20 protein-coding genes and 1 pseudogene are annotated in these 22325 nt (G+C 49.7%); 4 read left to right on the forward strand and 17 right to left on the reverse strand.

Annotation, left to right across the window (positions count from 1 at the left end):
- Positions 1–10: 10 nt before the first annotated feature.
- From ACZ500_RS10965 to ACZ500_RS11010, 10 genes are all read right to left on the reverse strand, one after another.
- The gene (locus ACZ500_RS10965) at positions 11–1240 is read right to left on the reverse strand and encodes a hypothetical protein (RefSeq protein ID WP_464232525.1); all 1230 of its coding nucleotides are present in this window, start codon (positions 1238–1240) and stop codon (positions 11–13) included.
- Complete coding sequence (locus ACZ500_RS10970) at positions 1237–2925, reverse strand: Hsp70 family protein (RefSeq protein ID WP_464232526.1); 1689 nt, start codon at positions 2923–2925, stop codon at positions 1237–1239. The genes ACZ500_RS10965 and ACZ500_RS10970 overlap by 4 nt, the downstream gene beginning before the upstream one ends.
- 25 nt (positions 2926–2950) lie before the next feature.
- A complete protein-coding gene (locus tag ACZ500_RS10975; protein WP_464232527.1) occupies positions 2951–3595 on the reverse strand; it encodes a hypothetical protein in 645 nt (214 codons plus the stop codon).
- Positions 3596–3865 carry a hypothetical protein gene (locus tag ACZ500_RS10980; protein WP_464232528.1) on the reverse strand — a complete coding sequence of 90 codons (270 nt, stop codon included), beginning with the start codon at positions 3863–3865 and terminating at the stop codon, positions 3596–3598.
- An 81-nt stretch (positions 3866–3946) separates the two neighbouring features.
- Entirely contained in the window at positions 3947–5578 is a 1632-nt protein-coding gene (locus ACZ500_RS10985; protein ID WP_464232529.1) for an MBL fold metallo-hydrolase, read from the reverse strand.
- The gene (locus ACZ500_RS10990) at positions 5575–7911 is read right to left on the reverse strand and encodes a hypothetical protein (protein ID WP_464232530.1); all 2337 of its coding nucleotides are present in this window, start codon (positions 7909–7911) and stop codon (positions 5575–5577) included. The genes ACZ500_RS10985 and ACZ500_RS10990 overlap by 4 nt, the downstream gene beginning before the upstream one ends.
- Positions 7908–8813, reverse strand: coding sequence for an OmpA family protein (locus ACZ500_RS10995; RefSeq protein WP_464232531.1), 906 nt, complete (start codon positions 8811–8813; stop codon positions 7908–7910). The genes ACZ500_RS10990 and ACZ500_RS10995 overlap by 4 nt, the downstream gene beginning before the upstream one ends.
- A 34-nt stretch (positions 8814–8847) precedes the next feature.
- Positions 8848–10266, reverse strand: a complete 1419-nt coding sequence (locus ACZ500_RS11000; RefSeq protein WP_464232532.1) for an ISKra4 family transposase — start codon at positions 10264–10266, stop codon at positions 8848–8850.
- Positions 10263–11165 carry a Druantia anti-phage system protein DruA gene (locus tag ACZ500_RS11005; protein WP_464232533.1) on the reverse strand — a complete coding sequence of 301 codons (903 nt, stop codon included), beginning with the start codon at positions 11163–11165 and terminating at the stop codon, positions 10263–10265. The genes ACZ500_RS11000 and ACZ500_RS11005 overlap by 4 nt, the downstream gene beginning before the upstream one ends.
- An 88-nt stretch (positions 11166–11253) precedes the next feature.
- Positions 11254–12801 carry a hypothetical protein gene (locus ACZ500_RS11010; RefSeq protein ID WP_464232534.1) on the reverse strand — a complete coding sequence of 516 codons (1548 nt, stop codon included), beginning with the start codon at positions 12799–12801 and terminating at the stop codon, positions 11254–11256.
- A gap of 307 nt (positions 12802–13108) precedes the next feature.
- Between ACZ500_RS11010 and ACZ500_RS11015 the strand changes: the two genes are divergently transcribed.
- Positions 13109–14566, forward strand: a complete 1458-nt coding sequence (locus ACZ500_RS11015; protein ID WP_464233036.1) for an IS1634 family transposase — start codon at positions 13109–13111, stop codon at positions 14564–14566.
- A 323-nt stretch (positions 14567–14889) separates the two neighbouring features.
- On the opposite strand, the gene ACZ500_RS11020 is transcribed toward ACZ500_RS11015, so the two are convergent.
- Positions 14890–15162, reverse strand: coding sequence for a hypothetical protein (locus tag ACZ500_RS11020; protein ID WP_464232535.1), 273 nt, complete (start codon positions 15160–15162; stop codon positions 14890–14892).
- A gap of 255 nt (positions 15163–15417) precedes the next feature.
- Complete coding sequence (locus ACZ500_RS11025) at positions 15418–15558, reverse strand: hypothetical protein (protein ID WP_464232536.1); 141 nt, start codon at positions 15556–15558, stop codon at positions 15418–15420.
- Positions 15559–15690: 132 nt separating this feature from the next.
- Between ACZ500_RS11025 and ACZ500_RS11030 the strand changes: the two genes are divergently transcribed.
- Positions 15691–17421 (forward strand): IS1634 family transposase, encoded by a 1731-nt coding sequence (locus tag ACZ500_RS11030; protein ID WP_464232537.1) that lies wholly within the window; start codon positions 15691–15693, stop codon positions 17419–17421.
- Positions 17422–17476: 55 nt separating this feature from the next.
- Here the strand turns inward: ACZ500_RS11030 and ACZ500_RS11035 are convergent, their stop codons facing one another.
- The 5 genes and pseudogenes from ACZ500_RS11035 to ACZ500_RS11055 all read right to left on the reverse strand — a co-directional run bounded on the left by ACZ500_RS11035 (position 17477) and on the right by ACZ500_RS11055 (position 20280).
- Positions 17477–18190 (reverse strand): terminase gpA endonuclease subunit, encoded by a 714-nt coding sequence (locus ACZ500_RS11035; protein ID WP_464232538.1) that lies wholly within the window; start codon positions 18188–18190, stop codon positions 17477–17479.
- 60 nt (positions 18191–18250) lie between these two features.
- Positions 18251–18988 (reverse strand): annotated as a pseudogene (locus ACZ500_RS11040) (phage terminase large subunit family protein).
- 134 nt (positions 18989–19122) lie between these two features.
- Entirely contained in the window at positions 19123–19344 is a 222-nt protein-coding gene (locus tag ACZ500_RS11045) for a hypothetical protein (RefSeq protein ID WP_464232509.1), read from the reverse strand.
- Complete coding sequence (locus ACZ500_RS11050) at positions 19329–19916, reverse strand: hypothetical protein (RefSeq protein WP_464232510.1); 588 nt, start codon at positions 19914–19916, stop codon at positions 19329–19331. The genes ACZ500_RS11045 and ACZ500_RS11050 overlap by 16 nt, the downstream gene beginning before the upstream one ends.
- Before the next feature lie 142 nt (positions 19917–20058).
- Complete coding sequence (locus ACZ500_RS11055; protein WP_464232511.1) at positions 20059–20280, reverse strand: hypothetical protein; 222 nt, start codon at positions 20278–20280, stop codon at positions 20059–20061.
- 258 nt (positions 20281–20538) lie between these two features.
- On the opposite strand from ACZ500_RS11055, the gene ACZ500_RS11060 reads away from it, so the two are divergent.
- Both ACZ500_RS11060 and ACZ500_RS11065 read left to right on the forward strand, forming a co-directional pair.
- A complete protein-coding gene (locus ACZ500_RS11060; RefSeq protein ID WP_464232512.1) occupies positions 20539–21036 on the forward strand; it encodes a hypothetical protein in 498 nt (165 codons plus the stop codon).
- Positions 21037–21127: 91 nt separating this feature from the next.
- Positions 21128–22192 (forward strand): tyrosine-type recombinase/integrase, encoded by a 1065-nt coding sequence (locus ACZ500_RS11065; protein ID WP_464232539.1) that lies wholly within the window; start codon positions 21128–21130, stop codon positions 22190–22192.
- Positions 22193–22325 lie beyond the last annotated feature (133 nt).

Consider the following 22325-nt stretch of genomic DNA (forward strand, 5'->3'; position numbering starts at 1 on the left):
CTGTGATCGCTTACATGCAATTCATATCATCTTTCATGGGGAGAATTAGAACATGTTCATTCTCATTATCTTCGCGATTTACCCCCGTAATAGGGCTTGACCATACTCGCATGGCCTCTTGAGCAAGATCTCTATCTTGAAAAATCTCATTTAGGTTTTCTTTGCAAACCCCAACCTCGTTTAATAGCTTTTCTCTTCCTCTGGCACGATAAGCCCATATTCTCGTGTCAGATTTCTTAGTTATCTCATGAGCAATTTTTTTTAATTCTTCTGCACAACAAAGCCTGAGTGATTGGCTGACGCCATCTGCGTAAATTAGAGAGCCATAAATTATTATCCTTGTCGATATATGTTCCTCCAGCACACATTCTTTGATAAGGGTTTTCAATTTGTTCTGGCTGCATTTGCTCAAAATATAGGCTGCGAGGCTGAAAAGATAGTTTCGCTGCTGTTTCTGTAAGGACGTACTGTACGGCAATTGCAGCTCAAATATGGGCAATATTAATCTGAGTACTTCTTCCGACGGCAACCTGTCTTTTTGATAAATGCATTTTATCGTGTCATTTATGCATTGAAGCTGCATTAAGTGGTAGTCCGTGCCTCCTTGACAGATGTTATCAGCAATTTCAGAAAGCTTTTCAGCAATTCTCTTCTGCACATCGTCAAAATCATCGCCTCCACACAAACTTAAAATTAATTTACAACAGTGTTGCGTATCGCTCTGGCGGCTTAAATGGATATTTTCAAAAAGTAAATCAGAAATAAATGCTATCAATTGAATTCGTTTTTCAATTTCCATATTGAAATAATTCTTCAGTTTGCCTTCCGCCAGCTCCCAGCACAAGCCCCGCACTTCTTTCGATATATGGGTCAATGGGCTCTCTTGTTTAAACAACAAGCTCAGCAACCTATCCTCGTCAGGAAACAGTCTGTCCACAAGATTCATTAAATTGCCGCGTCTTTCAGGGTACATATCTATCCTGCCGAGGATACGGGCAAGCTCGATTTCTTCAATCCCGATATCTACCAAACGGCGCGTTCCACTATCTTCAAGTTCTTCATCCAAACCCTTTTCAAATTCATCGTAACCACGGTTAGTTGCATAGGATAAGAGATCGTTTACCAGGGCTTTTTGAGAAGATCTGATGTCAATGTCCGGCATGAAACTTTCGGAATATTTAAAAATCAGACTTTTCCCAAATAAAATATCCGATAGAGTTAGACCCTTTTCCTCTTTCATATTCCAAACTCCAACGAGATTTCACCAGCAACAGGAATCCAATCATTCGCCTCTTTTAGTAAAACTTCCATATAAGGTTTATTGTCGTACCGATCGACTCTTGTACGAATTTTAATCTCTTCGAGCCGACGCACATCCCGTGGCAGTTGGATTTCCCCATGGTTTTTCATTCCTATTGGGGTTACTCTGTCAATATTATGCTTTTTGCTAAAAAACCCGGTGCCTATTCGTAAAATGAGCTTTCGTCCAGCATTAGAGATCTTGTATAAATATACATTTTCCTTCACATCTCTGTTCCAAATATTGTCCCAGGTTTCCTTTCCATTTCTGTCTTGCACAACTAAATAAACATTTTGGTTAATGGGCCATTCCAACAACCCCCTCTCTTCTTTTGACATACTTGAGTAGATAGCCGCACCCCGGGCAACCAAGTCTTGGGGCTTAGGAACCGAAATCGGCTTAAGACCTTTATATTTCTGCTCAAGCGCCAATTGGACAGCTTTGACTTTCGCCCCCCCACCCGCAAGAATTATGCTTGAAGGTTCAAAAGGCTTATCCTGGCTAGATTGGTACCGCTCCTCCAGTCTTATCAAACCAGACAATAGGGTAGCTCCGGTGGGTTTTTGAATTGCTTTCAAAAGGGCATCATTCAGCTCTTTTGGTTTTACAATTATTTTAGTTCTCTTCTCGATGCCAATCAGATTTACCATTTGATCCAAACAATTTAGGTAAGTTTTTACAAAAACTTCATCATCAATAATGTCACCCTCAACTATATCGAGCTCATCTTCTTCTCCACCCTCAACAAATTCCTCCTTAATGCTTCTTGCCATTAAATCCCACTGATATCGAAACTGTTTCAGGGTTTTTTTCAAAATATCTCCTTTGGCTTTCTCCAGCCTCTCAAGCTCAAGGGGTTCAGGCCAGGTCTGCTTGCAAAGATATTCAGAAATTATTCTATCGTAATTATTTCCTCCTTGAAGTACATGGTCTCCAACTTCCAGAATTTTGAGCGTCGGAAAAGAGGCCTCAATTTCTTCAATTTTGATAATTGTAGTGTCGGTGGTCCCGGCGCCAATATCAACCACAAGTACTGTCTCTCCGCTTTGAAATTGCTCTTTCTTCACGTTTTCAAGCATACCGATAAAAGCAGCAATGGGTTCCGGAAGGAAATAGAGCCGTTCATCTTCGCTAAGTTTATTCAATTCATATACCAAATTTGCGGCACGTTTCGTTAGCCCAAGTGCAGTGTAAGGAAAGCTAGCAGGAAAAGTGATTGTGCACCCTTTGATCTCTGAAAAATTGATTGGTTTGTCGTTGGTGCTTTCCATTTTCGCCATGGCCTGCTTAAGAACGATGCCGGAAACCTCCCAAGCTGTCTGCCTTACTTCTTTACCGCCTGGAAATGAGACCATCATATCTAAAAAATCATATTCTGATAGGCGACTTTTTGATTCTTTTAAAACCTGCTCCGGATTGGATTCCAATTTCTTCTCAGCTTCTTCTCCAGCAACTGGGGTTTCATTTGGACCGGGATAATAGACCATAGACGGAAAACGTTCATTATGATCTTGATCGACGAACCTGACTGCGGTACAAGCCCTCTGGTTTTCCCAAGCTGAACGTTCACACAGGCAGGCCTGGGTGTATGTTGTACCGAGGTCAATTCCCAAATACTTGGACATAAATGCGCTCCAAAAAAAGACTATTTCAAGTTTTGGCTTTTGCCAAGGCCACCTTTAGGGCGCCTATCCGTTTCAATGAATATTCTTGCTGCTCACGCCAATTCTTTATTTCCATGTCATGCCTTTCAACCTGCTTCAGCTTATCCTTCTGTTCATCCTCCAGTTTCTTGATCCATGCTTTTAAGTCATCACTGATCGCCAAAAGGATGTTTTTCAATTTCCATTCAGTGGCTAAACCTGCCAGATGTTGTCGCGCTCTACCTGCTTGATAATCGTTTAATTTTCTTAGATGCCTTTTTATACGAACATAGCGGTTGATAGTCCCCATATCTGAACCTTCGAGGCATGAAACCTGGTAGCCGACGACTGTGCGAGGATAAACGGTCAGCTTATCTAAAAAAAACGCTTGCCATTTCTCAGATTCATTCTCCCCAATCTTTAGTCCCAATTTCGACCTGCTTATCAATGAGAGTGCGGCTCCGCTCCTGCCTTCAAGTTTTTCAATTCCTTTTAAAAATTTCCTTCTTTCACTTTTCTTTGACAAATTGAAGTGACTCATGTTTGCGGCCAAGTAAAACTCAGAGTTGTTCATAAAAGCTTTAGCGTTGAGTCTCTCCGTCTCATGATCCTCATCTTCTAGCCAAATAACAATTATCACAAGGCTTTCCAATTATCCTCTCTCCCATCCCAACAACTGTCTGAGTCGATCGGAAACTAATTTGTGTTCTTCATTTGCAAATTTAGATTTTGATAGATTTTGTTGTTCAGCTGTTTTTTCGTCCAAAAGGGTTTCCAAATCACTCGCTTCTGCCCGGAGTTTAATGATTGCCTCCTGCTGTTCCTTAAGGCACTTTACAGTTGCTTCATAGGGGGTGCCATCCAAATCACTGATCAACTCTTTAATATTATCCAAAACAGTATCGAAGTCACTTCCAACCATCCCGATATTCCATATTTTCAATGTTTTTTGCTCTTCTCACGTCAACAAAGCAGCATTCACACATCAAAACCCGGATAGATGTTAAAGTGAGACCATCTCCGTTGCCTTGGGACGTTCTACCATTATTCCGTTTTTCCTTAGGAAATGCTCAATAGAAATCTCTGCACCTGTCACCCTCTCTCCATGCACCAATAATACTCTTCCCGCTCCAGAAGCGACAACCAGTCCCAGCAATTGAGACAGTGAAGCGTGAGAACTGAATGGAAGAGACACAATTTTCGGCCCCTCACAAGAACGTTTTATGTCAGTCACTAAATAAGCAGGCGTATCTCCCTTAATATACCCTGTAAAAACTACGGCATCATTTGGGCCCAATTGCTTATAATATTCGTTAGATTTTGAACCCTCCAGCATCCATCCGTGGCTTGCAATGATATTACGGTAGCCAATATTTCCTTCGGCCAATTTCGGATATGATCTCAGCCAGTTAGGGGCAATTTCACGGACCAGCCTCGATATCCCTTCAGCAGCCCCAGACATAATTGTAGTTGCCGGCTTTCGTCTCTCAAGCCGTTCTGCCAATTCCTGAGCTCGCCCAAGACTAAATGCTGGAAATAAAATTCTACCCCGTTTACCTTGGAACTGCTGGTCTAAAAAATCCATAAAATAATCAAACAAGGAGGGAATTCTTAGTTGACGAAAATGACTTTTATGATCAATTTTCCCATAGGTTGATTCTAAAACAATAACTTCTATATTTTCAGATGCCAACCAATCCAGATTAAGGGGGTCCCCGCCGAGTGAACGATCCATAGCGAAATCAACCGCGTGAAGCAAGCGTCCGCCGGAGCTCTCAATTTCAACAAGCGCTGCACCCGGCACATGAGGCTGCTCTATAAATCTAAAAGATAGTGCATTCAGTTTTTGCCAGACTCCCGGTACCAGCGGGTGGAGTCTTTCTTCAAGCATATGCAGCCTTGCTTCGGTATCCCAAGTGGAAATCTCCCGCTTCGTACCAACTCGAAGAACATCGCAAAACAATTGCTTCGTTACATCAGTGCAGTAGATAGGCAAGTCATTACCAAAATATTGCTCACCAATAAAGCCAAGGCTGTCAAGATGTAGAAGTCCTGCTGCATGATCAGCGTGAAGATGGCTTAGCAATATTCCCCTGAGTTTCGCTTTCCAGCTCTGAGGTAGGCCCTCTAAATTAGGTAATACATCTGTATCGGTATTTATGCCAAGATCAACCAGGATTACATCATTTCCCTTGCGGTACGCGTAACAACTGGCGCCTATTTTTTCGCAGCCTCCCAGTCCTAAAAAATCAATTCCGATTTTGGATGCGATAGAAGCACCTTCATAAGGTCGCATGGCATGAGCATTGATGGCAACCAATGCAGCCATGGCTATGCGATCATTCTCGTTATAGGCAGGATGACGCTTCAAGATTTTTAGATACCCGAAACGCCAGCGCTGATCTTCAGAAAAATCATAAAATCGTTCCCAGATATAAGGTATCTGAAGCCCTCCTTCGATTTCTTTTTCTATCTCCCGGCACTTCCCATTATAAGGCCAATGATTCCAATATCCCAATTTTGACAACAATGGGAGAAAAGCTGCTGGTTCATGAATCGATCTATTCCATAATTTTTCAACTAAGTCCTTCTGCGCTAAAGGTGAAGCAAGTTGATTTTGGTCTGGAACTTTCATTCTTCCACCTTAATTTGTAGAACCCGATCTGGCACATCTTTTGCGCTGCATTCATTTGAGAAAAAACAGTACGCCCAATAAAGCAGGGTTGCTAAGCCCGATATTTCTTCTACTCCATTTTCTTTGGCAGATTCCAGAAGCAGGCGACATCGGGTGGAAATGTTTTTGAGATGTTGCTCTCCCTTTTCTTTTAAGGTTAACAAAAGATATTTCCAGGCTTTTAGAGGAATGATTGAAAGGTCACTCCAACTCATGAAAGCGACTACCCGTCCAAAATCAAGCTTTTCGGGGTTATGAAATGCTGGCTCAAGAATCGCCCACTGCGATGGCTTGAGCCTTAAAGACCCTATCATCTTTACAGGTAACGCCTCATAAAACAAGAGATCCAAATCATCAATTATTTCTCCTCGGACAGCCAGTTTCCAACATGCGTCAGCGATTACTTGGTTACCAAATTTTAATTTGCTGTGATTTAATTTCCAGGTTTTTAAAATAGCGCACAGAAATGTGGAGTTTGTTCCTGTTAAATCTAAGGAATCGCCGAAAATTTCTGAGGCTAAGTTTACAAGGGAGGCTTCCTTTTCGGGAGAGATATCGGATTCGAAGCTGCGCATCAAATATTGATGCAGGGTGCTATTCACTCTTTTGCCCAATTGATCAGAAATCGTTTTGAGGACTTCGATTTCCGGCAAGGGATCCTCATCTAAAAACCAATTTAACAAAGTCAATTTTTCTTCGATTGAGTAAACACTGAGCCCGCTTTCAATCTCTTCGTGATTTAACTCGTTTTCTAACCATTTTGAAAACCATTTTTTTAGCCATTTCTGTTTGAATCCATTAGGACAAGTTACCCACAGACGATTTTTTTCGCTTGATTCAAGTGTGTCCCATACGAGCGCCATATATTCCAATATGTAGGGTCTGGTGCCTGAAATTCTTGTAAATAATGCAAAAACGTTCCGGTCCCAACCTTTTGAAAATATATGGGCAAGGTTTCCTGGTACTTCTTCTAACCATTCTGTAAGAAGATCATCTACCCATCGTGGCAAGTATGATGGAAGGGTGGAATTTTTTCTAAACCACCAAAGAGCCGCATTAATTGCGGGACCAAATACCAATCCTGCATTGGCACCGTACTGAATGCTCAGCTTCTGAATAGGTTCCAAGTTCCCCTTAAGAAATTGCTCAAATCTTTTTGTGCCTTTCGGTTTTGATTTCGTCTTTTTTAGCCAGGCTTTTATGTCTGAGAGCGTTTTTTGACTGTCTTGCAGCATTGAAACAAAAATGGTGTTAGCCCTGTTTTCAGCAAGGTCCTGCTCTACCTTTTGGTATCGGTCACATAAACGCCCTACCAGGATGTCCGAGCGAACCAAAACTTCCTGTAATCGTGCATAATGGCCCTGCGGCATCGGAACGGTTAGTAAATCGCCCCATACAAGTTCTCCTCCTGGAAAGAGATCCTCGTGTATGGCTGAATCGGGCGATTCAGCACGTTCCCGATACTCTGACAGCGCCTCCTTGACATTGTTCAGCGCTGCCTCCAAATCGTCAATGGAATAGATGCATTCAGATGGCTTATTAAGAAATGATTGCAGTCTGTTAACGGAAAAAGCAAGTAATGAGAGACTTTTCAAATCTGTTTCATCCTCGAAAATTTTCAAAATGCGATTATATAAACTGCTCCATCGCAATTGTTCGGCTATCAACTCCTTGTAATGCACTTGCAATTCAACAAAAGCCAGTTCAAAATGTTTCCATAGGCTTTTACGATGTAAATCCAGTGGCAAAGACTTTACACGGAAGCTAAGATTTCGGGCCATGTTCAAAGATTGTCGAAGTTCATCATTCAATGGTTCTGAAGAGGGTACCCTGCTTTTCAATAGGGTAGTTAATTTTTGGTCTATATTTTTAAGCGCGAATACCCAGGCAACAATTTTTTCAATTCGTTTCATCCGCTGCCACGTTCTTATCCATCTGGAAATGTCGGATATGTTCTGTAAAGCTGCAGGCATGTTTTCTAATTTAAAAACCCACTTTGGGTATTCTCCGCTTGGAATTTCCGGTGCAGCAAAAACCTTATTGGCAGCGTTCAAAGTGTTTACAAATTCTTCCTTCTTGGAGGGCACCTGATCAAGAGATCTCAACAGGGATGAAAGCCGCTCCTTCCAGAATTCCGGCGACAGATTCTCAAAGTGTCTGACCAGCAAATTATCATAATTGTTACCCAGTAACCAGACACCATTATGGACTGACAATACAGATTTATTTTCATCGAGAAATTTTCTCAGTTTCTTGGATCGTTTTGATCCGAACAATGAAGTCCACAATGTCAATTGATTTCACTCACCTTTCGCAGCAAGGCCTGGTCGGCATTCTCAGCGAACATGATAAGGATTCGCCTGCATCTGGAATAATATTCTTCCAGGCTTTCACCTGGTTTTTGGGGTGGAAGCCATTCCCTAGTGGCCCCCAGGCCCAGTACCATAACTTGTTCGGCTCCAATTCCGAGTTGCCTCACAAGAAAATCACCCACAGCCGCTGCCCTTAACGCAGACAGCCCAAGGTTGGTATAAGATTTTTTGTGGAGTTTCCTGAGGTCAGCTTGGCCAACCACTGCTATACGCAAAGAAGGATTCGCTTTGAGCCGTTCCAGTAAACTGATCCCGTCTGTTCCGAGCTTAGTGAATTCGCGGCGCAGGAATCCCTCCCCACTAGGAAGTAGACTATGATCAGCCGTGGCAAATGCTACGATTTCATCAGTTAGTGGATCAATAGCTAATCCATTTTCACCTGAAACATCACCTTTTTCGTCCAAAACTTTTCCTGCCAAAATATTAAAGCCCCTGAATCCTGATGAGTTTAAGGAGAAATCAACAAAAGAAGTCTCACGATGTTTTGTCTCAAGCTTGAGATTATAGCAGCCGTAATGCAATCCAGTAATCCTAAATGCTCCATCGTAATCCACAGGATAGTTTTGCTCATTCAAAATAAGTCTTGTAGATCTCCATTCTTCAGGATTGAGTCCAATTACTTTCCCAGTCACCGTATATATCTGATCTTGAATTTGCCTTGATCTCTCTTCCGCTTCGGCAGCACGCTTCTTCTCTGTATGGGCCCGAAACACAAAAAAAAGGGCCAAAACAAGGCTAATGACCATTACTTGGCTGAAAAGATCGGAAAAACTGATCCAAGCCGGGCTGACATCATGACGACTTTTTCTCCTTGTAAATCTCATGACACAACTATCCTTATTTAACTTAACGGGTGCATTACGCGTTTCTAGAAAGACGTTTAGCCTTTTCCCTTGTCTTATGATTGTCGAAGAGGTGTTCGAAGGTACCATTGACCAGCGCGCACCGGAGCTTGAGCATGTTGTTGCAGTTTGAGACCAGCCACCATGCCCCGCTTCGTTTGATCCGGACGTGGCAGATGAACTTGTTCGCGGATTCGATGCCTCCGCTGCCAATGGCGTAGCCGCTGCGGCGTGCCCCATGGTAATTGAAGCGATTCTTGTTGGTTTCGAGGTAATGGATGGTCTTGCGTATGGACTCTTTCGCAGCGTCATTGGCGGGCTGCATGCGTTTCATCCCGCCAATGACTGCGCCCACCTCTCCCTTGTGTGAGAGGCGGGCCATGGTGCTCTCCACCCAGAGAAAGGCCCTCTGCGGGTCGTCGGGATACTGCGCGGAGGCCAGAGCGTGGATATGTTCAGAGCAGTGATAGAAGTCCAAGACCTCGCGGGCGCCGGGGAAGGCCTGCTGCATGGCACTCCATAACCACGGCGCCCCGTCGCCCACCAGGCAGGGGCGGACCTTTTTCTGCGGGATCCGGGAGGCCGCCAACGAAAGGGCCTCCGTCAGTTCCTCGGCACTTCCAACCTGGTGCCAGCTGGCGATATGCACGATACGATCCTCATCGAGGAGATAGAGCCTGAAACCTTTGGCTTCTTTGTATTCACCCGGGCCCCATTTTTCATCGCGGCCCTCGCCGCGGGGGCGGGTGGGCGTATGCGCCCCGTCGGTAGCCGCTACGAGGACCGGACGCCGTCTTCCCTTGCCCTTTACCGTATCGATGCGCCGCTCGATCTCGGCCGCTGAGGGGATGACGGCTTCGGCCGTGGCCTCTTCTGCAAATTGCGCAAACAGGTCGTGCATCTGATGATCGCTGAAGGAAAGGCCGGTGGATTTGAAAAACAGCTCGCTTGCCCGCTCAAAGGGCAGATCGGCCAGAAATTCCAGGGCCAGTTTCTGCAGGTCGTGCTGTTTTTTGCGGGAAGAGAGCCCGAGCACCTCATCGGCGGGCGAAAAGCCATGCTTGCACGAGGCGCAGTAAAAATAGGGCCGGGTTACAGTCGCCTGCCCGAGGAGGGTCTCGATCGTGCGGGGGGCGTGAACGCTTCTCCTGATCTTCTTCTTGCAGATGGGGCACTCGGCCAGATCCTGCGAAAGGATATCGCCGTGTTTCGTCTGGATGAATTCCTGCAGGATAGCGGCCAGCAACTCCGGTTTAGCCTTGCTGATGGCCTGGGTGATGTCCATCAGGGTCATTTTCTTCTCCGAAACGAGATCTTCGGCCAAGGCATCGACAAAGGCATCAATGGCTTTGTGCATCATCTCACGGTACCTCGCAAGCAGTCTTTGCTGGATCCGGTCCTCCACAGAGGCCAGATCGAGGGCGGCGTTCATCATCGGACGCCTCCTTCGCCAAGATACTGCAATCGCTTGCGGAAATCACGGACAAGCGGGAAAAGGAGCACATCTTTTTTCCGGCCGTGTTCATAAAACCGGTTGTCCTTCTTGGCATAGCCGGCCATTTCTCCTACCAGGGTCCAGTTGGCAGCCTTGTAGCAGGTTCCGCGAAACCGAGCCTGGTCGACAAAGGTTTCGAGCAGAAAGGCCGGATAGCCGTAAAAGGCGTGCCAGTCCCTGCCGATGATCCGAGCCGAAAGACCGAGCAGATGTGATGCCAGATTCTTGCAGCGGACCCAGGGAAGAAGGAGAAAGCGGTTGTTGTTCACCACATGGCGGATGTTTCTGTTTCGGGCCTGAGGGTCCCAACCGATGAAACGGTCCCGGGCGGCAATCCGGAACACGCTCGAACTCCACGACAGACACGCAACCGGCCGGTCGCCGGCCCAGGCGATGTACTTCAGGTGGGATCCGACGATGATTCGGAAGCCTTCGTAATGATACCGATAGACCAGATAGTTCCACAATCCCTCATGGAGTGTCCGCCTGACCATTGCCAGTCTGACGGGGGGCAAGTCTTCGATCGCCGTTTCCAAAGGGCTAGTATCGACTTCCGGCGGTTCAGGCGGCGGAACGTAGTAGCGTCGGTTGGGCGGGTTCGCAAGGCCCCTTTTCGACGGCGGCAAGGTGATGAGGTCTTTGCTTTCGAGCTTCCTCAGCAGGATCCTGCATACCTGCCCTTTGAGGTGGCCGTTTTCCTGCCGCCAGTTCCACAGCCGGCAGAGCTCCCTGGAAATGGCCACACGGCCCTGAGTCCATTGTCGGGCGATAACCGATCGGATCTGAATCAGTTCCTTCGATCCGATCTGTCTGCCGCGAATGACGAGATCTGTACCCATGGTCTTGCCTCCATGCTGACAGGAAGGTAGCAAGCCCAATCTTGGAACGTAAGGGTTTTTTTAGAAACGCGTAATGCTCCCTATTTAACTATTTTCTAAATGACCAGAAAGATGACCGATGCTTAGACTTTACTTTTCCACCAATATGTAGCGACTTAGGATCAAATACGTTTGTGCGGGGGTTGCCTTCTCTATATTCGTTTAGTTCAGTTTCATTCTTACCATTAGATGAAGATTTTTGTAATGGAATTTCATTTTGGTCACTTTCTTCGCCAGTATTTAAAATCCATCTAGATTCGCGTTTATTTTCTATACCAATCTGTTTAACAACTTGCTCCAAACATGATTGTAAGGATTTGATAGAGTTAGTTATTTCGCTAACAACCTCTTTTGTATCTCTTCCTGAATCGATTGCGGCCTTCTCAATCATTTGACATACCTGAATCTGAGATCCTCTCAATGATCCCGTTTCAGTTTTTAAGCTCTCCAGCGAATCCTGAATTACTTTTGTTATAAACTCAATTTGGTTTCTATCCTCGATCTTGATCTGATGTGCGGTGTTTTCGAGATTCGTTTGAAAGTGTTCAATTGAGGTCGTAAATTTTGTTGCAGCATCATTGCTTATATATGCAATTTTTTTTATGCTTTGTTCAGCGTTGCTATCCATCTCTTCGATCGCCTGCCGCATATCGCTAGCTATTTCCTTTCGAGATACTTCCAGATGTTCGGCAGTTTCTCCCATATTTCGTAACACATCACGTAGGTTTTCTACTGCTGTGTTAAGTACTTTTGTAGTTTTTGAAAAATATTCAGTAGTTTCATCAAATTTATCAGCCAGATTAGCAATATCCTTGATAGCAAAGGAAGAAGATTTTGCAGCCTCCCCGAGTCGATTACTATTGGCAACCAGTGTTTTGTTTAGTTCTGATAAATCCACTGGCAGGGACAGCAACCCACTGACTGCTTGTCGAAAATCAATGCGTTCTTTTTGAGGTTCCTCCAATTTTCTTTCAAGCGCCAGGCTTAGTTGTTCCGGAAGCCCATGAATGCTTTTGGAAAATTCATGCAAGGTACTCTCGATCTCTTTACCGGAATAGTCGGCCATTTCTGTGCCAAGCTTATTAATAGTTCTGGTTAGCCCGATAAAATTTGTGTTGATTGTATCCGTTAAGACAAGAAAATGATTGTCTAAGATTTCGGTGAGGTTTTCTTTCAGGATGTTACTTGAGCTTGTTCGGTTTTCCATACTCTGATGTTTCATATATTGGCTCAACAAATCCCCGTAAGTCTTTTCAACTTTATTTTCATTCCAGTTGAGGTATAGGCGTTGAAAAAAACCAAGGAACATGAAAAGCCCTGAAATACCCAACGCCCATGGGAAACCTCTGGTGATTATGTTTATAAAAGACTGCTCGTTATTTGGGTCGAGGTTGAACAATTTATAAATCAAAAACCCCAATGCTCCAATGAGACCAAGTAGTAAGGTTGCATCGTAGGGGAACCTATTTTTTCTGGGGTGCAGTGCAAGTGCTTTTTGCCACAGATGCTCCTCTACATTAAAACATGCCGGTGGGACATCCTGAAATGGTGGGAAAGAAACATCTTTTTGGGTGAAAGAATCTTGGCGTTGATTCATAAAGATATTCTCCTTTGGGTAAATCATTTGGCTAGCCTGGATTCCCATAGCGCAGTTGCTGTTAACCTTCTAGCGGAGAATTTTCTGCCTGCGGGTTGTGGCGGGCGGGCAGTTTGTCGTGCATTCTGTAAACATATAATCGCATAGCCACATTGACACAGAGGGCCGATAAAATCCGCCATAAACTGGCAACCGACCAACCCTTTGAAAAGAGCGACGCACTTCCAGCCACTTACGAGCAAATCGACGCTGCCTCCATGGAAGCCAGCCAGGTGCGCTCCATGGGCTCCGAGTATGTTTGCAATCCGTGTGGAATGAGCTCGGATTGACCGACCTGCTTGTATCCGAAGGGATTGCCCCTTCGGTTATCCCTTTGATGGAAGCCTTGGTCGTCGGTCGTTTGGTGGCTCCAGGCAGTGAAGTACATACCTGGAATTGGGCCGAACATCGCTCCGCGCTTTATGAACTGACGGGCCGTCCCCTGCGCGCCTCCCTCAACTCGATTTACCGGGCAGGAGACCGGCTTTTTGACTGTAAAGATGCCATCGAGACCCACCTCGCTCAGCGCGAAAAAGACCTTTTTGACCTGCCCGAGCGCATTTACCTCTTCGATCTGACCAATACCTACCTTGAAGGGCAGGCAACCGGCAATCCCAAAGCGAAGCGGGGACACAGCAAAGAGAAACGCTCGGACTGCAAACTGCTGACCCTGGCCCTCGTGGTGGATGAGCTCGGCTTTGCCAAGTATAGCCGTCTTTACCCGGGCAATCAGACGGAATGCAACACCCTCAAGCAGATCATTGAATCACTGGTGGAGCTAAGGCCCCATCTGGCCAGGGACCGCACGATCATCCTCGATGCCGGAATCGCCACCGCCGACAACATTGCCTACCTGAAAACCAGCGGGTTTCATTACATTGTGGTGCAGCGGGGCAAGGCCGATTTTATGCCCGACGAAACCATGACGATGCGGATCATCCGTCAGACCGATCAATACACGCTGGAGGTCAAGCGCCATCAACTGGAGCATGAAGCCCTCCTTTTGTGCCGCAGTACGGGCCGAACGGCGAAGGACCAAGCCATTCGAAGCCGTCGGGAAACGCTCTTTCTCGAACGCCTCCAATACTACCAGGACGGTCTCGGCAAAAAAGGCCACACCAAGGTGAACCACAAAGTATTCGAGATGGTTGGCCGCTTGTGCGAGAAATACCCACGCGCATCCAAACTCTATGACGTTGAAGTGATCGCTGATCAAAGGCCCGGAAAAAAAGCCCGGGCCAAAGCCATCACCTGGGAAAAACGTTCCCGGTACGACACCGAAGGCCAGTTCGAAGGCTGCTACCTCCTGCGAACCGACCATACGACCTCGACCGATCTCGAAATCTGGGAAACCTACGCCATGCTCACCCGGGCGGAACGCGCCTTTCGGTCAATGAAATCTGCACTCGGGCTCAGGCCAAACTTCCACCAGTTGGAGCAGCGCGCTGATACACACCTGTTCATATCGGTGCTGGCCTACCACATCCTGCACGTCATTGAACACAAGCTGCGACTGGGTGGCGACCATCGCTCATGGCTGACTGTCCGAGATATCCTCTCGACCCACCAACGCCTGACCATCGAGTTCAATGTCAAAGAACAGGACACGGTCCAGCGCAAGCACCTGCGCCTCTGTAGCCACGCTGAACCCGAACATCAGGAAATCTATCAGCACCTCGGGCTAAAGGAGGTCCCCATGCCGAAAAAAATCGCGACCGTAAAATGAGTAGTGACCATAAAATCGACTAACATGCTGAAATATCAGATTTTGGTAAAAAAAATGGCAAACTTGGGTTAATTACAAAGATTCTCCCCATCAAAAGGAATGAAATTGAGCCTCTTATCATATTCGTTCACCAGAGAAACTTATTTCTAATTTTAACGAGAATTTCAACCTTAAAATATTATCTCTGACCTAATTTTTTCCGAGCAGGATGGAATTTGTTTTATTACGGCTATCGCCACTTCTATCTTATTGATTTTACATAGTTATGCAAAGGTAGGCACATCCTCATCCACCAGTTTAAAAACTCAAGTCATGTCTTGAAATCATCCTCCCGGATGATCATTCATTTTCCTTTCGAAATTTCCATCATGACGACGCCTCCCCTGTCTGAACTGCTTCACTATCGGTGTAGCAGATAGCCTTTTCAAAAACATGTCAAGGTTCTCTCTGTGCACGTGCCAACGACCATTTATCAGCACCCCCGGCAACCCTAGCGCAACATACCGTTTGAGCTGTTCCCGGGTCGAAATCTTCAACTCCGCCATGATTTCCTTTTGACCAACCAGCCAATCGCTCCTTTTCGCCGTCGCCGCCATTGCCTCCTCTTACCGATCCAACCAGGAAGGCCGCCTGTACTCCGCCCTTCTGGGCCTAACCTCTCCATTCACTTTCTCAGTCTTTCGCTTCCCGACGTCCGCCGGTGGCATCACCAAATGGACACCGCCGCCGGGCCACTCGAAATCCGCCACCATGTGACACAAGACCTCCGCGTCAAGCAGATGGTTGTCCTTTCCGACCTGGACCCATTTCTCCGCCCCTTTTTCGTCCAGCCTTTTCTGCTCCGCCAGGATCTACCTCGCGTAATCCTCCCCCACCCCTTTATGGAGATAAGCAGACTCCGCCCCGCCATCGCCCATCGCCTTCGTGAGCCGGTAATATACAAGATCCTTCCCCTGCTCCGTGTCTATCCTGAGTTCCGGCTCAGTAGGCACTTTTTGGCCTCCGAAGCCGGATTTTCCTAATAAAATCAAGGGGGGCATCTGGAAAACCGCAAAAACATGTAGTAACACGACTTGGTTGTTACCATATTGACATGCTATGTGGTATATGCTAAGCACGTAGATATGTTTATTCGAACGACCAAACGCAAGAATCGAGACGGCTCCGTGGTCGAGTACCTTCAGCTCGCGCATAACGTTCGCCATCCTGAGACGCGCAAACCGACCGCCCAGATCATTCATAATTTCGGGCGGGCTGATTTGATCGACCGTGATGCCATGATGCGCCTGTGCCAATCGATTGCGCGCGCCTGCGGGCTCGAGTTGGAAGTGGGCTGGACCGCCGTGCCGGGAAGAACCTTGCTTGAGAAGACGTGGCCGGCCGAGCTCAAACTCCTGGGTTCCCGGCAATTGGGCACGGTGTTGGTCGCGGAGGCGTTGTGGGAGCGCCTGGGTATCGGAGAGGCGCTGCGCAAGGTTGCCGCAGATGCAAACTGTCAAGTCCCTTATGAGCGGGCGCTTTTGGCGATAACCGCCAACCGGCTTTGCGAATCGCGCAGTAAGCTGGGAGTATGGGACCGCTGGCTCCCGACGGTCTATCTCCCGTCTTGCCAGGGACTGAAGCTTGACCACTTTTACGAAGCGATGGACCTGCTCCATGCAAGCGCGGCCGAGGTCGAAAAAACCATTTTCTTCAACACCGCCAACCTCTTCAACCTCGAGGTCGATGTGGTGTTCTGCGGTACGACCACGGCCTCTTTCGAGATCGACTTCGAAGATGCCGAGCACGTCACGAGCACGGAGAGCGGCGAAGAGGATCCGTCCCGGCCCGTATCCGGCCCGCGCAAGCGCGGAAAATCCAAAAATGGGACGTGGAACCCTCAAGTGGTGGTGGCTCTGGCGGTCACTCGAGAGGGGTTTCCGGTCCGCTCCTGGGTGTTCCCGGGCAACACGGCGGATGTGACCACGATCGAAACGGTCAAAAAAGATCTGAGGGGATGGCAGTTGAACCGCTGCCTCTTTGTCGCCGATGCCGGCATGAACTCTGAAGACAACCGCAAACGCCTGTCTCCGGGCGGAGGGAAATACCTCCTGGCGGCCAGGGCGGGGAGTGTCAAAGAGATCAAGGAAGAGGTCTTGACCCGTGGGGGGCGATATAAAAAGGTAGGGGACAATCTCCAGGTCAAAGAGGTCGAAGTCGGCACCGGGGTCTTGCGCAGGCGTTACTTCGTCTGCTTCAACCCGAGGGAAGCGGAACGGCAAAATCTGCACCGGGAATCTGTCCTGGAAGAGCTGCGGCAGGAGCTCGACCGTCACAGGGATTGGGATGCCATGGCCAAATGGGCGATCGAGCTCCTGGCCTCCCAACGCACCAGACGCTATCTCGGCATCAGCAAGGCCGGGAAGATCTTCATCGACACGGCCAAGATCGAAGCGGCCCGGAAGCTTGACGGCAAATGGGTCCTCATCACCAATGATGACACCCTTCAGGCAGAGGATGCCGCCACAGGGTACAAAAACCTCCTGATCATCGAGCGCTGTTTCCGTATGATGAAGAGCACTCAGATCCATATGACTCCGATGTATCATTGGTTGCCGCGTCGAATTGAAGCGCATATCAAAATCTGTGTGCTGGCCCTGTTGCTCCAACGGGTAGCCGAATTCATGACCGGCAAGACATGGGGGTGGCTCCATCATGCCTTGGCTCAGTTCCAGGCCACGGAATTCGAGACCCCCAGTCACCTATTCTTTCGACGCAATGAACCCCCGGAGGAGGTCCTGTCTACGCTGAAAACATTAAAGATTTCAATCCCTAAACCGATTCTAGAAGTTGTGAACCGTCATTCAGAGGCGTAGTAACACGCCTTTTTTGGGCCTGAATCTAACCGTTCGGATTTAGTGCCGTTTTCGGCTACCCTTTGACTACCCACCCGGAACCCAGGTCTATCATGACAATCTGCAACCCGCCCGGAAGGGGCTTCCCCCTCGGCGTCTGGTCCCTCGGCTTACCAACCCGGATCTTCCCAGCCAGCGGAGAACTCGACCCCTTCGTTCCCCATATCCTCGGCCCGCGGCCTATCCCGTTCTTCCTCAGCCACATGTAGGCTTCCTCGGTCATCGAAACCCCGACATGCTCGCCGGAAGCGCCACCCCCTGTATCGAGCGCAGCCCTCCATATCGGGTAGACAACCTTCCCGTTGGCCGACCGATACCGCGCCCCGAAAATCCACTCCTCGAGATCCGCCCAAGAGAGCAGAAACCCGTAGTGGATGAGCCACGAGGTATAGTCCCGCGCCCAAGCCCTCACGACAAACCAGAAGCCGAACTTCTGCGAGTCAATCCCCGCGGTCAGCGCCACGGCGCTCTCAGGCACCACCTGAGGGTCAAGATCCATGCGCCGGGCCTCCAGGATGCCACTCCGCTCGACCCTCACCGTGATCTGCTTCCAGGGCTCCGCCAACGCGGAGTTGACAAACCCCTGCAGTTTCTTCGGCGTCTCGAGCGCCTCGGTAAAATCCCCGACCAGCTTCGGGATATCCCCCGATTTTCCCTGCAGCGAATAAAGCCGGTTGACATGGAAGCCGATCTTCTTCGGCGGGTTCAGCGGTTCTTCCCTTGGGACCATCTCCCCCTGCTCGACCGCCCGGTTTTTCTCTAGCGTCGACCAAACCCTTCCGCACTCCCCTCACTCATACCCTGCCGCAGCGATCTGTTCAGCGGTTGCAGCGCGGCCAGCCTCCCAAACGACCTGCCCGAGCTTGTGCCTCCGCCCGTCTTTCCCTCGATAAACCCCGCCCTCGAAGCCGCTCGAGTACTCCCTCGACCATCTCAAAGGCTGCATCTGCCCGCAATACGGACACGGGACGTGAAAGTCGTAGACCACGTCGCAGGCTCGGAGTTCTTGCCAAATATTCCCGGCCTCCATGGTGGGGGTGGACATCAGGATGATTTTTCGCCGGAAAAACGTTTCAGTCCTCTCGATTCCGAGGGAGATCGGCCCGGCCTCCTTCGTCGTGACCTAGTACCCCGGCTTGTCCACCTCATCGAAAATGATCACCCGGATCGGCCTCGAAGCCAGCTTCGCCACGCTGGAGGCCCACGCCATCGCCACATACGCGCCGTTTACAAGGCTCGCGGCATCCTTCGTCAGGTTGTAATGGTCGCTTTCAACCAACTCCTTCAGCCCCCGGGTATTCTTGAACATCTTCTGGACCCGCTCCCGGTTCATATAGGAAGCCGTGTCCTCATCCGCGAGGACCCACATGATCGGGCAGGGCTCCATGTGCGAGTAATACCCGACGACCGAGAGCGCGGTTTCCGACTTCCCCGACTGCGCCGCCCAGCACAAAACGACCGTGTCGGCATCCTGCTCCTGGATCTTGTCCAGGATGGGCTTCACGTAGGGGGTTCTCTTGAGCCTCATCGGCCCCCTTTCCTCAGCCGGGGCGGTCAAAACCCTGTGGCTTTCGACCCACTCGGAAATCAGGAGATCCGGCGGCGGCCTCCAAACCCTTCTCTCCCGCTCGAACCAACCACCCTTTCTCGCAGCCTCTCCCACTACTCGACATCAACCTGCGGGCAGTATTCCCCCTCCTCCGCATACGCCCGCCTTAATTCATAGACCTCCGCCTTGATCAACCGCCACATCTCAGCTCGGTCCTTCCCCTCCAGGATAGGCGGCAGCCGGTCAACCAGCGCATTGAGCCCCGACACCACGACTCCGACCCTTTCAGCCCAACCCTTCGCGACTTCATCCCTCGAGATCAATTGCCCCGACAACTGCTTGAGCAGCATCTCCTCGCGCCGCGCGCGCGCCTGCCGCCACCGGAGATCCGCCTCCTCCTTTTCATCCAGCTCTCTCCGGGCCTCGACGGCCCTTTCCGCGTCCAGCCCCTGCCGGTCCCGCTCCCGGTCAAGCTTCTTCCTCCCCCGGCTCTCGAGATACCTGTCGAGTTCTGCCACAGAAAAAGACCCGTCACCATGAAAGTGTCCAAAGGCCGGTATCGATCCGACAAAAAGGCCCGGACATTTCCGTCCAGCGTCCGCACCAGGCGCTTTTCCGGCTGTCTTTCGAACCACGTGTTCACATTCCGCGCCAGGAGCTCAGGGGCCTCCGCCCGCATCTTCTCGTAGTAACGGCGGGGTTTTCCCAGACGGTCCCCGATCTGCTCATGCGCGATGGATCCGATCCCATAGCGCTCGCGGCGGCCGTCTTCGATCTCGAGCGCCACCTCTTCTCCGCTCACAGGGATCATCTCCAGCTTTCCCGTCGGTGCGACAGAATCCTTTTTGCTGTTTTCGATCCTCGTGATCTCCTCTGCCAACTGCACCAGGTTCAATCCCTCGATCATCTTTCTTTTCTCCTCTCAGTCCTCGCCGCCGACCCCGCAGCCCCTCCGCGAGCCCCGGCGGCAGTTTACGTTGATGGCGGCATCCAACCGCCTGAATTCCCAAAATAGATGCAACTTAGGCAAAAAAATAGCCCCTATAACTCTATTTACCCCAGCTTTCGACTTCCTTCTTCCAGTCACGGGGAGCCGTCGGCCTGCGTTCTTCCTGATCCCTCAACATGAGCGAAACCCGCGCAATCGTCGCCCTCAAAGCGAAAAGCTCCCTCTGCAGGCTCTTCTCCCTCTCCAAAAGATCCGCGACCACCAAGTGCGCGTCCTGCCTTGAAATCTCCCTCATCAGCCTCGACCTCCACTCGGCGGCCAACCCCGGAATTTTCGCCCTCCGCCGCCCGATCCTCTTCCCCTCTCAAGTCGGCTTTCAAACCCTGAGAGACATGCTTCGAGCGACCAATCCAACACCACCGCACCGCCCAGGCAAACCGACTGTTTTCGTTTTCGCCTTGGCTTCGCAAATTACCCAACATGAAACGGCAACGCCAGAAACAAGTTTCTTGTTAGAAATTTTCGCTTGCAATTTTTATAAAATGTTGTCAAGGTTCGAAAGAAAAACAGGAGAGAGACTATGGGGAGAGCTTCACTATACCGGGGCCGCGGCCCGACAGAGGGTGATATCGCAAAAACAGTCGGCCCTTATGAGAAGCGCTTTTGCAACGCCCTCAGGGAATGGGTCGACAAGAACCTCACCCACGGCGAGGCCACTGAGTACGCCCGGCACTTCGGCGTCAGCCGCCAGCAATGGTCGAACATACTCGCCGGCCGCCGGGGAATGACCGAATCCTGGCGGCGGAGGGTCGCACGCGAGCTCGGTTTGGATTACGAAGATATGGTCGCCGGGGATGACGATCAGTCGCCGGTTGAAATCGAGGCCGGACTCATCAAGAGCCTCCTATTCCTTAAGAAGGAAGACATCGATGCCTACAACGAGGTCTTCGAAAGGATCGTCGGGAAAGCGACCATCCTGAAAAGCAAGCTTGCCTCGGCGGGCAGGGCCTCAGACCGCAAGGCACCGACAGCAAGGCGCTCCACTCCGACCGATGAGCAAGAGGCGGCCGCCTGGTAGCCTGGAAGCCTTATAGACCCCGCGAGCGGGCAGCCCCCTGCAGAGGACAACACCGGTCAGCATAACAGGATAAGATCCGAGAGGTTGATAAATGGCAGTGAGGTGTCTACCCGACGGACGCTGGATTGTTTACTGGAACGAGCGCACCCCTGAAGGAAGAACCGAATACAAGTGGCTCTATTTTGGCCGCGGCCCTTCGGCGGAAGCCCGTGCGAGGCGCAAAAACGACGAGATGGGGTTCCTCTCGAGACGCCCCGAGAAGGAGCCCGAACACTCAGGGCCTCTCTTTTTCGAATTGTCGAAGGCTTATTCAGAAAGCAAACCCTTCAACGACAACAGCCTCGAGCAGCTCAAGATCCGCCTCAGCGCAAACATCCTCCCATTTTTCGGCCATCTGCCCGTCTTGGAGATCACCGAAGCCACCGCCGACCAGTACGCCAAGAAGCGGATCGCCGACGGCGTGAAGTTTTCCACCATCGCCCGCGAATTGACCGACGTCAAGGCGATCCTATCCTGGAGCGCCACCCGTAAAATCACCCCCTCCAGCCCCCTTAAGGATTACAAAAAGCCTCGGGAAGACCTCGCCATCATCGTACCTCCGACCCGGGAAGAGGCTGAAAGCATCTACCGCGAGGCGAGCCCCCACCTTCGCAGGGCCTTCCTGCTGGCGGCTCACCTCGGCCTGCGCCCTGGAGCCGTTGAGCTTCTGAGCCTCAAATGGTCCGCAGTAGACTTAAAGACCGGCACCATAACCATCACCTCGGCAAGAAAAGGCGGCCCCATTTCCCGTCATGTCCCCATCCACGCCAAGCTGCATAACCTCATGAAGCAATGGGCTGAAGAAGACTCTCTCGGCCCGGATGGCAGGGAACGCGAGATCTCGGCGATGCCCATCGTCCATTACTACGGCCAACCCATCAAGAGCCTCAAGAAGACTTGGCAAAACACCTTGAAGCGCGCCGGAATCACCCGCAGGCTTCGAATGTACGACCTCCGGCACTATTTTATCACCCGGGTTCTCGAAAACGGGGCCGACATCAAAGCGGTCTCACAGATTGTCGGGTCGAGCCCCCTGACCATCATGCGGCATTATCAGCACGTGTCTGAGGCGCTTCTAAGGGAGACCGTAAAAAAGATAGATCCTGTGGATACCTAAATCCGATTGCAGACTATCCTTTAAATTCATTAGATTTAACGTCCAGTCCAACATTCACCTTATACATCCAGGGAAAGATTCGTGGGTAGCAGGTTTCGGCAGAAGCTTAAAAACGATGGAATTTTATCTCCTA

The sequence above is a fragment of the Desulfatiglans parachlorophenolica genome (assembly GCF_055394735.1).